The organism is Brevibacillus sp. NRS-1366 (assembly GCF_050467985.1).
Map to the genome: position 1 here is coordinate 184,416 of NZ_JBITPN010000017.1, position 12,453 is coordinate 196,868.

At 47.3% G+C, this 12,453-nt stretch carries 12 protein-coding genes; 11 read left to right on the plus strand and 1 reads right to left on the minus strand.

The features are described from left to right. Nucleotides 1–7 precede the first annotated feature (7 nt). Nucleotides 8–631, plus strand: a complete 624-nt coding sequence (locus ACIFQN_RS10000) for a redox-sensing transcriptional repressor Rex (protein ID WP_429832875.1) — start codon at nucleotides 8–10, stop codon at nucleotides 629–631. A gap of 16 nt (nucleotides 632–647) precedes the next feature. Then, the gene (locus ACIFQN_RS10005) at nucleotides 648–1,952 is read left to right on the plus strand and encodes an amidohydrolase (RefSeq protein ID WP_429832876.1); all 1,305 of its coding nucleotides are present in this window, start codon (nucleotides 648–650) and stop codon (nucleotides 1,950–1,952) included. A gap of 81 nt (nucleotides 1,953–2,033) precedes the next feature. Here the strand turns inward: ACIFQN_RS10005 and ACIFQN_RS10010 are convergent, their stop codons facing one another. Further along, a complete protein-coding gene (locus tag ACIFQN_RS10010; protein ID WP_429832877.1) occupies nucleotides 2,034–2,195 on the minus strand; it encodes a hypothetical protein in 162 nt (53 codons plus the stop codon). 134 nt (nucleotides 2,196–2,329) lie between these two features. On the opposite strand from ACIFQN_RS10010, the gene ACIFQN_RS10015 reads away from it, so the two are divergent. From ACIFQN_RS10015 to ACIFQN_RS10055, 9 genes are all read left to right on the plus strand, one after another. Beyond that, a complete protein-coding gene (locus tag ACIFQN_RS10015) occupies nucleotides 2,330–3,025 on the plus strand; it encodes a hypothetical protein (RefSeq protein ID WP_429832878.1) in 696 nt (231 codons plus the stop codon). 29 nt (nucleotides 3,026–3,054) lie between these two features. Beyond that, nucleotides 3,055–3,534, plus strand: coding sequence for a DUF5590 domain-containing protein (locus tag ACIFQN_RS10020; RefSeq protein ID WP_429832879.1), 480 nt, complete (start codon nucleotides 3,055–3,057; stop codon nucleotides 3,532–3,534). A 157-nt stretch (nucleotides 3,535–3,691) separates the two neighbouring features. After that, nucleotides 3,692–4,219 (plus strand): hypothetical protein, encoded by a 528-nt coding sequence (locus ACIFQN_RS10025; protein ID WP_429832880.1) that lies wholly within the window; start codon nucleotides 3,692–3,694, stop codon nucleotides 4,217–4,219. Further along, entirely contained in the window at nucleotides 4,212–5,726 is a 1,515-nt protein-coding gene (locus ACIFQN_RS10030; RefSeq protein WP_429832881.1) for an AAA family ATPase, read from the plus strand. Before ACIFQN_RS10025 ends, ACIFQN_RS10030 begins: the two co-directional genes overlap by 8 nt. A gap of 182 nt (nucleotides 5,727–5,908) precedes the next feature. Beyond that, nucleotides 5,909–8,329, plus strand: a complete 2,421-nt coding sequence (locus tag ACIFQN_RS10035; protein WP_429832882.1) for a WIAG-tail domain — start codon at nucleotides 5,909–5,911, stop codon at nucleotides 8,327–8,329. Nucleotides 8,330–8,560: 231 nt separating this feature from the next. Continuing rightward, nucleotides 8,561–9,850 carry an asparagine--tRNA ligase gene (gene asnS / locus ACIFQN_RS10040; protein ID WP_429832883.1) on the plus strand — a complete coding sequence of 430 codons (1,290 nt, stop codon included), beginning with the start codon at nucleotides 8,561–8,563 and terminating at the stop codon, nucleotides 9,848–9,850. 129 nt (nucleotides 9,851–9,979) lie between these two features. Beyond that, entirely contained in the window at nucleotides 9,980–10,675 is a 696-nt protein-coding gene (locus tag ACIFQN_RS10045) for a DnaD domain-containing protein (RefSeq protein ID WP_429832884.1), read from the plus strand. Nucleotides 10,676–10,831: 156 nt separating this feature from the next. Continuing rightward, complete coding sequence (locus tag ACIFQN_RS10050; RefSeq protein ID WP_429832885.1) at nucleotides 10,832–11,260, plus strand: hypothetical protein; 429 nt, start codon at nucleotides 10,832–10,834, stop codon at nucleotides 11,258–11,260. After that, on the plus strand, nucleotides 11,241–12,419 hold the full coding sequence (locus tag ACIFQN_RS10055; protein ID WP_429832886.1) for a glycosyltransferase family 4 protein: 1,179 nt from the start codon (nucleotides 11,241–11,243) through the stop codon (nucleotides 12,417–12,419). The genes ACIFQN_RS10050 and ACIFQN_RS10055 overlap by 20 nt, the downstream gene beginning before the upstream one ends. The last annotated feature ends 34 nt before the right edge of the window (nucleotides 12,420–12,453 follow it).

The following is a 12,453-nucleotide window of genomic DNA, read 5'->3' on the forward strand; positions in this document are numbered from 1 at the left end:
ACCGAACGTGGCCAAACACGAAAAGATTTCGGAAGCGGTCGTCCGCCGCCTGCCGATTTATCTTCGTTACCTCAGTTATTTACAGCAAGTTGAGGTGACAACTGTTTCCTCCCAGCAAATGGGCAGGAATCTTGATGTAAATCCCGCCCAAATCCGAAAAGACTTGGCTGCATTTGGCGATTTCGGGAAAAAAGGTATTGGCTATGATGTGAACTATTTGGTGGAGAAAATTCGCCAAATATTAAAATTGACAGATGAAATTCGGGTTGCTTTGGTTGGGGCGGGGAATCTTGGTCACGCCATCAGCAACTATAACGCTTATTTGAAAGATAACATGCGGATTGCGGCTATCTTTGACAGCAATCCAAACAAGGTAGGCAATGAGGTAGCGGGACTATCCATCCAACCATTGGATGAGCTGGCAGAGACAATTACTGTGAAACAAATCAAGCTGGCAATCATAACTGTTCCAGCGCCAGCTGCGCAATCCGTATGTGATCTATTGACTCAAGCGGGAATCAAAGGCATCTTGAATTTTGCTCCGACTACGATTCGAGCACCTAAGGATGTGCGGATTCATTATGCAGATGTGACTTCCAATTTGCAAAGCTTGGCCTATTACCTAACGTAGAGAACGGAGTGTACCCATGAAAAAGACAATCCTCATTCATGCAACGGTTATCACTGTAAATGACAGCAACGAGGTCATCCACGATGGCGCCGTCGCTTTCGAAGGCAACAAGATTACGTATGTAGGGCCTACGCCAGAAGACCTGTCTGATGCGGGATACGATGAAGTCATCGATCAAAAAGGTGACTTCATTCTTCCAGGACTGATCAATACACACGGACACGCAGGCATGTCGCTGCTTCGCGGGTATGCGGATGATCTTCCTTTGCAGCAGTGGCTGGAAGATAAAATGTGGCCGCTGGAAGCTCAATTTACAGGCAACTCCGTAAAATGGGGCACACATCTTTCCCTGATTGAGATGATTCGTACGGGTACGACTACGTTTGTCGATATGTACGACCACATGGATGAAGTGGCAAAAGCGGTTGAAGCCTCCGGCATGCGTGCACGCCTGTGCCGTGGAATGATCGGGCTGTGCTCAGAGGAAGAGCGCCAGGCTAAGCTGCATGATGCCACCTTGTTTGCGAATGAATGGCATAACCAAGCAGATGGCCGCATTACTGTAATGATGGCTCCACATGCGCCTTACACATGCTCTCCAGAATTTATTACACAGATCATCGAAAAGGCAGACGAGTTGTCCTTGCCTCTTCACATCCATATGTCGGAAACGGCGTGGGAAGTAGGACAAAACGAAAAAGATTACGGCTTGCGCCCGGTTGCCCATCTGGAGAAGCTGGGAATGTTTTCACGCCCGACTCTGGTTGCGCATGCTGTGCATTTAACGGATGAAGAGATTGACATCTTGGCAAAATATAACGTGAAGGTTTCCCATAACGTGGTCAGCAACTTGAAGCTGGCAAGCGGAGTGGCCCCAGTTCCAAAGATGCTGGCAAAAGGCGTAAGTGTTTCGCTTGGGACGGACAGCTCCGCAAGTAACAACAACCTCAATTTGTTTGAGGAATTGAAATTGGCAGCCATCCTGCATAAAGGGGTCAATAACGATCCAGTAGCTGTACCTGCAGAAGAAGCACTGCGCATGGCTACTCGTTATGGAGCGGATGGGGTGTTCCAGGCTGACACATTGGGCAGCATCGAGGTTGGCAAACAAGCAGACCTGATCGTGCTCGACAGCCATCAAGCGCATTTCCACCCAGCACATGAACCTGTTTCCCATGTGGTGTACGCAGCTAATGGTCGTGACGTGAAAGATACAATCGTTGCCGGAAAATTCCTGATGCGTAATCATAAGTTGCTGACGATTGATGAAGAGCGGGCTATTTATGAGGCAAATCGCGTTTTCCAATCACTGAAACGGTAAAAAGGCTCCTGTCAGGTGTGGGACAGGAGTAAAGAAATGAAGGTGTAGGTAGGGGAAATTGGGTAATACTCGTTCTTGCGCTCATTTTCGCCACAATTCCGTCAGGGAATGATGGCGAAAATGCAGTGTGGGTGTGTGCGACAAGTGACGCAGTGGTGAAGACAATCCTGCCCAGGAGACGCGGTATTCCTGTAACAGAAACCCTAGTATGTCAGGAGAGGTGGTTTGTTGCGACCATTTCACGCGCTCACCTCCTCGGGGTGTATAGGTAGTATGACCGACCATCCCCATGCTATGATTAGCAACTTTTCCGTGTCGTTCTAAAACCTTCCCGTATAGCATAGGCTAAAGCAAAAATGGGACAGGGGGGACGGAAGGTGTATATCCGGCCCAAACTGCTGTGGTGGCTCATCCCGACCTTTCTCGGACTTTTTTTGCTTGGGATTGCCTTGGGGTCAGCAGGAAACAAGTACGGGATGTCAGAGACAGCTTTCATGGACCAGCAAAAGGATGGAGAGCATCACCGGGTGGCTCTGTCAGAACTGCTGGATCAACTGACAGAGGATAAGGAACGTTCGTTTATTGTCTATCTACAGGAAAGTGCACTGAATGGGCGATATCAGCACGAGCGCTTTGAGCTGAAAGGAGAAGTGGGTGGACACAATCTGGAGATGTCACGAAATCTAGAGCAGCCGGTAGCTATTCGCATTGATGGACAGATTCAGAATGAAGCATCACTCCCCTACGCCCTCTACACTCCATATGAGCACGCGGCACTGATAAAAAAAGTGCTCCAGTCTGTTAAGCCCCAGAGCATTCAGGACCCTGGTGCTCAAGGCCTGTATGGGTACCGTTTGGCTGTGCCTGCAGAAGAGGTAACTGCGCTACTGTCCATGTGGCTTGGTCCTTCTTTTCCGATTCATGATATGCCGCTAGACGTGGCAAAAGGGATTGGCGTGGACTATCAGCTCTGGTATGATAGTGAATCCAAGCAAATTCGTCAGCTAGAGCTTCAGCTGCGAATGCAGACGGCTGCTGGAGTCAAGCAAGATCAGCTCCGGTTCCGGTTGTAAGGTCAAGTGAATAAAGGAGTTATTAGCCAGTGTTTGTAAGAATAATTGTAGGAGTCGTCGCTGTCGTCCTGCTTACGGGAGCGGGATTCGCTTACCATTTGACATCCTCCGTAGTCGGAGAAAGACAAGCTTTTGATCACATTGTACAGCAATGGGTCCACGATCGAACAACGATTACGCAGATTGAATCCATTGACGAGTACCGGGGCAAAGAGAGCTATGCAGTCGTTCTAGGCAAAAACCAAGCAGGTACCTCTGTAGTTGCATGGTTGACCGAAAAATCGGCAGCGTTTGACAGCATGGAGAGAGCTGTTCCTAGAAAAAATGTAGAAGCGGCTGTTTTGAAAAGCTTTCCGGAGGCAGAAGTGAGACATATCGTTCCAGGACTGGATAAAGAGCAGCGTTTTTGGGAAGTAACCCTGAAGGACAAGGATGGACGATATCACTACCTTCATTACGATTTGTTCAGTGGGGCTTTGCTCACTTCTTACGTATTAAATCCAACGTAAACAGCTACGAAAAGAACAGACCTTTTCCTTCTGGGGAAAGGTCTGTTTGGCATCCTACCCAATAACTGTATAATAAATTGATATACTCATGTGATATACTAAGTTTTGTTGAAAAGAGAAAACAAGAACGAGAAATCTTAGGTGGGGGGGAGTAGCTGTGCAGTTGAAAAAAAGTACAATAGGCTTGTCTTTGCTGGCGACACTGGCTCTCCTGTTCGGCGGTTGGTTCTTGTACCAAAAGATGGAAATTGAAGAGCCGATCCGTACAGAGGTAGGACAGCTACAGTCAGCCACGTTGGATCATTTGAATATATCCAAAGATAAAATTCAGATAGATTTAAAGGTAACGAAACCAGAAACGTTTCCACAGGAATATCGAGACCTGGTCGAAAAGACTTCGAAGTTCGCGGGTGATAAAGAAGTGGTGATTGGCGTGAACAATCAATCACAAGCGATGAGTGACATCTGGAAAAACGGGCAGTTCGTCTTTACTGAAGCAATCGATCTCCATCAGTACAGTCGGATTCCCCAAATGGTTGCCGAGTGGAAAGCAAGCAATAAGTTGGATGCAGCATCAGCCTTAATGGATGATGAAAACATTTATGTCTATTTGAAAAAAGGAACGGAGGACTTTTACACAATCGTGCCCCGTTCGACGGAAAAAGAGGTGACGGCTCGTGGGTAAGGAACTACTGATCGGCGTCGTTCCCGGAGTCCTGATTTTCTTGCTATTTTTAGGAGTAAATATTACTCCTTTTCTGCTGTTTGCCGTCGTGCTTGGAGCGATTTACTTTATGGTGATACGGCAGCAAGGTGGTCGGGGTGGAAACGTCACGCTTGGTGGGAAACGAAAACAAAACAAACATGAGATTCCAAAGTCAAATGTGCAGTTCGCTGATATCGGAGGTCAGGAACGCGCAAAGAAGGAATTAAAAGAAGCGCTGGATTTTCTTGTCTACAAAGAAAAAATCGCGCAATACGGAATCCGTCCGTTAAAAGGGGTTCTGTTGACCGGGCCTCCGGGTACGGGAAAAACCTTGATGGCAAAGGCGGCAGCCAACTATACCAACTCCGCATTCGTAGCCGCGTCTGGTTCCCAATTTGTTGAGATGTACGTAGGGGTTGGGGCGCAACGAGTTCGCGAGTTGTTTAAAGAAGCCAAAACGATGGCTGAGAAAAACAATCAGGACAGTGCGATTATTTTCATCGATGAGATTGACGTTATTGGTGGTAAGCGGGATGGTCAGCAGCAACGAGAGTACGATCAGACCTTGAATCAACTGTTGACGGAAATGGACGGAGTAGCAACCAGTGACAAACCCCGCGTTCTTGTCATGGCAGCTACTAACCGCAAAGATATGCTGGATGCAGCGCTTTTACGTCCGGGTCGTTTTGATCGCCATATTATTGTTGACTTGCCTGACAAGCCTGCACGCGAGCAAATCTTGACGATTCATACTGCCAATAAGCCCCTTGGCTCTGATGTCGTTCTGGAAAAAGTGGCACAAGAAACATTCGGTTTCTCTGGTGCGCAGCTGGAGAGCGTAGCCAATGAAGCTGCGATTTACGCAATGCGCGATACGTGTGAAAAGATTGAAGCGAAGCATTTTGCTTATGCGGTAGACAAAGTCATGCTTGGTGAAAAAGTAGACCGCGAAGCATCTGAGGAAGAGAAGAAACGGGTAGCATTGCATGAATTGGGCCATGCCATTGCAAGTGAAATGGTACGTCCTGGCTCTGTCTCCCAGGTGACACTGAGTCCTCGTGGAAAAGCGCTAGGATACGTCCGCCAAAATCCATTGGAAGATCGCTACCTTTACACGAAGGAAGCAATGGAGAAGCAGATTATGGTTTGTTTAGGCGGGGCTGTAGCCGAAGAAATTTACTACGGGGGTCGCAGCACCGGCTCCAAGAACGATTTTGAGCAAGCGTTGGGAATGGCACAGGAGATCGTGCAAAGCGGTATGTCTCGCTTGGGGATTGTCCATCTGCAATATGTGGACAAAACCCGCATCCACGATGAGGTAGAGCGTCTCTTAGGAAATCTGCTGGAAAAGACGCGCACTCTTTTGGGCCAGTTCGATTCCGTTTTTCAGACAGGTCTGCACACGTTGATGGAGGCGGAAGTGCTGCAAGGTGATGAGTTCCGTGCACTTTTGTCCCACGTAAAAAAAGAAGAGGCAGCTGTTTAACCGCACTACTCACGAAACTGCAAGCCAATGTGGAAGCGTTGGCATGCAGTTTTTTTTGCTTTACGAGAAATGGCTGTGAGCGGTGTTTTCTAAACATTTTTCCAGTCTCGGTGCCAAACGCCTAAACAGATGAATATCCTACAGAATGATAAGGTGAAGACATCAGGAGGCAAGGAGACTCTATGGCGAATGTGAACCGACGTAAATTGAACAAAAATTTAGGGAAAACCATCAGGCAAACCACGACAGAAATTCCGCTGATGCAATCAACGACTGATAGGGAATGGATGCATGATTTGGAAACAGAGCTACTGGATATTGATCAAAGTGGTACCCAGCAATCCAGCTCTCTTGCGGGTAAAACCGCTCAGCAATATCCGCCACACCCAAAAATACCCAAACAAAGTATATCTTCCAATCAGACGACGTATTCCAAAGTGATCAAAGAACGTAATGATGAACGTGTTCAATCATTTGTTTATACGGATGATTTGACTGACCAATCGGTGACCACGGAGAAGATCGCAAATCGCGCTATTGACTCGTCCAAGATAAAACCGGGAACGATTGATGGTGTCCTTTTAAAGGATTATGCAGTAGACAGCAGTAAGCTTGCTGATCGGAGCGTGACCTCTAATAAGCTTGCTCCTCACGCCATTCAGGGTGAGCATTTAGGCAGAAATATCATCACGAGCGACATGGTGCAGGATCATTCCATCTCCGGCCAAAAATTGGTGAATAACAGCATTACTTCGGAAAAACTTGCGGATAAAATGATTGATTCCATGAAATTCGCGGAAGGAGCAATCCAGAGCAAACACATTCAGGAACAAGCCATCACCAGTGAGTTGATACAGGATCAATCTATTACATCAGATAAAATTAAGATGGGAAGCATCCAAACTCGGAATCTGGCTAATTATTTGATTAACTCCGTCAAATTAGAGGACGGAGCAGTCACCAACGACAAGCTGCGCGATGGGGCTGTTACGGCGCCAAAGATTGATGAAGACGCGATTGAATCCCGGCATATTCGCGAAGGTGCGATTTTCCATCATCATTTGGCTGAACAATCAATTGACAGCAACAATCTGAGCCCTGGCAGCGTGACGGACCAGCATATCGCCTTTCAGACCATCTATAGCCAGCATCTGCACCCAGAAGCTGTCACCAGCGATAAAATAAGCCCTTATGCGATATTGACTGAGCATCTGGACCACTCCAGTGTCACCTCGGAAAAAGTAGCAAAAGAATCAATTGGCAGTGTTCACCTCCAGGCATCGAGTATATTGTCTACGCACTTTCAGGACGGGGCGATAACGACCAAGAAAATCGGCAACCAACAGGTAACGACGGACAAAATAGCAGACAAGGCTGTCACGATTGATAAGCTGTCGAATCGGAGTGTGGGCGAGCATCAACTGGTTGAAGAGAGTGTAGGAACGAAGCATATAGCAAATGGTGCCATTCGGGCTGAAAAAATAGCCAAACGCACCATTGAGGATCAGCATCTGACAGAGCGTCTGATCAACAGCAGTCATCTCCTCGAATATGCCGTACAAACCCAGCATCTCCAAGACCATGTCGTAACCACCTCCAAGCTGGCACCTGAATCAGTATCTACGGACAAAATTACAGAGCTGAGTGTCACGACAAATAAATTGGCGGATTCCGCTATCACAGCACCAAAAATGGCAACAGAAGCAGTGAAAACAAGGCATTTGGGAAAAGGTGCGGTAACAGGTGACAAGATAGCAGACAAAGTTGTCACTTCTATTCATCTGGCCAGCCAGTCCGTACAGAATGAACATCTCCATCCTAAATCCATCTCCAAGGAGAAGTTGCAAGAAGGAAGCGTTACGCGGGATAAGCTCGCTGATCAAAGTGTGGATGCTTCCAAGCTGGATATGCAATCCGTACGAGGCGAACATGTGGTCAAGAGAACACTGACTGGTGTTCATATAAGGGAAGGTACGATTACCGCCGAGCATCTGGCCGATAATACTGTGGAAGCCCACCATATTATCCCCGGTGCCATTACGGAGGATAAATTGGGGACTGGTGCAGTGACAGCAGCCAAGGTAGCGCCTGGAGCCATCGCTGAAAGTCATATAGCTGATCGTTCCATCACCCCACAAAAGCTATCCTTTCAACCGATAGAAACGCAGAGCCATTTGGGAGCAACACTGCAGCAATTCGGATTTGTACCATTTCGGATGCCTGCCAATTCAAAGTCGGTAGATGTCACAGTCCGATTGCCCCTGCCGTATGCCGACAGCCATTATTGCATTGTAGCCATGACGAACCAAGCAGGTTTTTACGCGTCGCTCAAATATACAAAGCGAACTTCTGCTGTCATCACGGTATCTTGTTCCGAGGACGATCAGGAAAGAACCGGGGTACTTCAATGGATTGCAGTTGGGGAAAAAGGATCCGATGTGGAAGGAGAGTTATTGGACGCTCTCATTAATGAAGAATGGGAGGAGGATACACTAGAGGAAGACTGGGATGATGGAGCGGAGGGCGATACCTTGGATCTGGATGAGTCAGGTTCGGATCAGGATGATGAGGCGCTAGATCCAGAGGATTTCCGTCAGCCATAAATGTTTGATAACAGGGAAGAAATAGACGAATCAAAAGACGGATCGTGAATAAGGGGGGATTCCACAAAATGTGAAATGCTCCCTTTATTTTCTTTTCAAACGGAACCATAAAAATATTATGGTAAACTAATTCATCAGAGACTTCCATTGAATTTGCCACACCCCAATAGTATAATTGCTCTGTATACATAGTCTGTATTTGTGTGGCATGGTAAATGGAGGGAATATCCGATGTTGACGACGATTGCCCAGGTTGGGCAGCATGTTGGACAAGAAGTACGAATGGGATGCTGGTTATACAACAAGCGCAGTAGTGGAAAGATCCAATTTCTGCAGCTCCGCGATGGTTCCGGCTTCATTCAAGGAGTAGTAGTAAAAGCAGAGGTAGCAGAAGAAGTCTGGGAGAAAGCGTCTCAATTGACACAAGAAAGCTCTTTATACATAAGCGGTGTGGTTCGTGCCGATGACCGTGCTCCAAGCGGATTTGAACTGACTGTAACTGGTGTCGAGATTATTCAAATTGCCCAGGAGTACCCGATTTCTTTGAAAGAGCACGGAGTAGATTTTCTGATGGACCATCGTCATCTGTGGCTGCGGTCTCCTCGTCAACGTGCAGTTATGGCCGTACGCTCCGAAGTGATTCGTGCCATGTACGAATTTTTCCATGAGAACGGATTTTTTAAAGTGGATCCACCTATTTTGACGCCAACCTCGGCTGAAGGAACGACGAACTTGTTCCACACGAAATATTTTGATGAAGATGCGTACCTGTCCCAATCAGGTCAGCTTTACATGGAAGCAGCAGCGATGGCGCTAGGTCGGGTGTACTCTTTTGGACCAACCTTCCGTGCTGAGAAATCCAAAACGCGTCGCCACTTGATCGAGTTCTGGATGATCGAGCCGGAGATGGCTTTCGTTGATCACGAAGAAAACCTGCGCATTCAGGAAGCTTTCGTCTCTCACGTTGTTCAGTCTGTATTGAAAAACTGTGCACGTGAACTGACAACATTGGAGCGCGATACAACCAAACTGCAAAACGTAACAGGTACATTCCCGCGTATCTCCTATGATGATGCAATCAAGCTGCTTCAGGAGAAAGGCAGTGAAATCAAGTGGGGCGATGACTTCGGTGCGCCTGATGAAACGATGATCGCTGAGCATTATGACAAGCCCGTTTTCATCACGCATTATCCGACCGAAATCAAAGCTTTCTACATGAAGCCACATCCAGAGCGTCCGGAAGTGGTATTATGTGCAGATATGATCGCACCTGAAGGGTATGGCGAGATCATCGGGGGCAGCCAGCGGATTGACGATCCGGAGCTTTTGGAAAAGCGTTTTGCCGAGCATGAGCTCTCGGAAGATGCTTATCGCTGGTACCTGGATCTTCGTAAATACGGAACGGTTCCACATTCCGGCTTTGGTTTGGGCCTGGAGCGTACGATTGCCTGGATTTGCGGATTGGATCACGTTCGTGAAACAATTCCGTTCCCGCGTATGTTGAATCGTCTCTATCCGTAGTTTTGTCGTAGCTTGACTTTTTCTATCCGATACACCCTGTTGCGAGAGGGCAGCAGGGTGTTCCTATTGGTGTGAACAGCGTGTTTTTCGCACTTCCTTGCCATTCCAACCCAGAGGTGAACATGCGTTATGGATTCCCATATTTTACGATTATTGCAAGAAGGTGCAACATCCGTCTCTAATCTCCTACTAAAAATGTATAAACGAATGTCTTTGGCTGATGACGAGATGATGCTGCTCATCCAGCTTCTCTCCTTTCAACAGGAAGGGAATCGTTTTCCTACCCTGACAGAGCTGGAGGAGCGCATGTCCATGTCCAGTATGAGACTGATTCAATCGCTGCAAAAGCTGTTAAAAGAAGACTGGCTAAGCATCGATGAATTCATTGATCCACAGACAGGGATGCGGCATGAACAGTACAATCTGACGCCACTTTATCGAAAGGTCTACCAGACGTGGAGAGAACAACAAACCGATACCCGCGCCGTAGAGCCGCTGATGGATCCGTATTTGGAGAGTGCCGCTGCCCTGGATGCAGAGCCCGTTGCCATCTATTTACGTTTTGAACAGGCCTTTGGTCGTCCACTGTCACCTTTTGAGCTAGAGAGTATTCACATGTGGACAGAGCAGGACGGCTACCAGGAAGAGTTGATTTTGACTGCTCTTCGTGAGGCTGCTACCGTAGGCAAGCTGCACATCCGTTACATAGATCGGATTTTGCTTGAGTGGCAAAAACAGCAGATCACCAGTGTGGAGCAAGCCCGCTTGTACAGTCTGAACTTCCGCAGACAATCTAGTGCCAAGGATTATCGGCAACCGCTTTGATTGGAATCAATCAAGGCGGTTTTTTCTATGTATAGGAGTTTATAAGCGCCACGCTCCACCTCAATAGCGGTTTTCTTATCTAGCCGTACACGTACCTATTTTCCGCGTTTGTCATACCATATTACGTAGATTTAAGATGCAGGAGGGGAATGTCTTGTGGAAAAAAGAAAAAAATGGGATTTGCCTCACTGGGTAACACCAGGTGTCTTTTCAGGCAATTATGTTGTGGATGAAGCGGTAGAACGCATTTCGATTGTAAAGCCGGTAGAGAAAACAGAGGAACCAATCGGAGAAAAAGGGCAAGAGGCTAAAGGGGAAGTAGAAGATGGCTCAAAACAAAAGCCAGAGCTGGTTCTAGAGCCAACATTTGAAATTATTATGCGGGAGACGGATGTAGCCACAAGCGAAGAGCTGCAGAAACTGGAGCAGGAAGTCGCAGCCCTAAAAGAAACTATCGCTGCCTGGGAAAACCGCTGGAAGGAACTGGAGGGAAATCAAAAAAAAGAAATGCAGTACCTGTATCAGGTAGTCCTTTCCCTGAAAAAAGAGTGGGAGATCGAGCGGAATGAACATCGCCATAATTAGTCCGGGGCCGTTCTCTGTACCACCAGTCAATGGGAGCTCGGTGGAGCACGATATTGACGAAGTGACAAAGATGATTGACCCCGAGCACCAGGTGACGATCTACACCCGCAAATGTGCTACCTATCCAAAATCATCGATTGAGGATAACCGTGAGTTTATCCGCTATCCCTATAACGGTCCTACGCCGTATTTACAACGGATCATTAAACATATCCGAAAGCGCCAGCCCGATGTCATTCTGGTAGAAAACAGGCCGATATATGTATTGGCACTCAAGCGTCACTTCCCGAAAATCCCTGTTTTCGTTAATATGCATTCGCATGTATATGGTTCTCAGGCAATTATTAGCAAGGAGAAGATGAAAAAGGTAGTAAGGTTGGCCTCGGGTTTTTTCACGAACAGTGAGTTTTTGCGACAACATTTTATGAAAACAAGCAGAATTCCTGCTCACAAAATACATGCCGTCCATCTCGGTGTTGACGTGTCTCCTTATCAGGTGGCAAAGCTGAACTATACAATTAAAAAGCTGCGCAAGCAAATCGGATTGAAATCGGAAGATCGTGTTCTCTTCTATGCAGGGAGACTCATTCGTGCAAAAGGTGTTCATGTACTGTTGAAGGCTTTTCAACAAGTAAGTGAGCAGGATCCTTTGGCTCGCCTGGTCATTGTAGGCGGTACAGGTTATGGGAGCAATCGTCAAAATCCGTATGTGCGCGAGCTGAGGAAACTGGCCAAACCGCTAGGCGACAAAGTAAAATTCGTCAACTTTGTCCCGAGTGCGCAAATGCCGCTCTATTATCAGATAGGGGATGTCGTGGCGACCCCCTCTGTATGGAAAGAAGCGTTTTGTCGGGTAAATTTGGAGGCGATGGCCTCAGGTAAGCCAGTCATTTCTACACCACGAGGCGGGATCAAGGAGGTCGTGACACACCTGGGAAGCGGTTTTTTAATTTCGCCAAAAGAGTGGAAAAAGGAACTTCCTGTGGTATGGGATCTATTGTGGAATCAACCACATATTCGCACTGAAATGGGAAAACAGGCACTGATGAGAGCTAGACAATTTTCCTGGTACGCGACTGCCCAAGGGTATCTCAACGTATTTGAAAGTGTAGTCGCAAAACGTGATCAGGGGAAACAATCTCTACGAAAAATCGGATAATGGGGGTTTTTGGCCTATAGGTGGCTGCCTTTTC

What these genes read in the sequence shown, in the direction of transcription:
- ACIFQN_RS10005 (WP_429832876.1), top strand. Translation starts at nt 648, where the DNA reads ATGAAAAAGACAATCCTCATTCATGCAACGGTTATCACTGTAAATGAC.
- ACIFQN_RS10055 (WP_429832886.1), top strand. Translation starts at nt 11,241, where the DNA reads ATGAACATCGCCATAATTAGTCCGGGGCCGTTCTCTGTACCACCAGTC.
- ACIFQN_RS10045 (WP_429832884.1), top strand. Translation starts at nt 9,980, where the DNA reads ATGGATTCCCATATTTTACGATTATTGCAAGAAGGTGCAACATCCGTC.
- ACIFQN_RS10035 (WP_429832882.1), top strand. Translation starts at nt 5,909, where the DNA reads ATGGCGAATGTGAACCGACGTAAATTGAACAAAAATTTAGGGAAAACC.
- asnS (WP_429832883.1), top strand. Translation starts at nt 8,561, where the DNA reads ATGTTGACGACGATTGCCCAGGTTGGGCAGCATGTTGGACAAGAAGTA.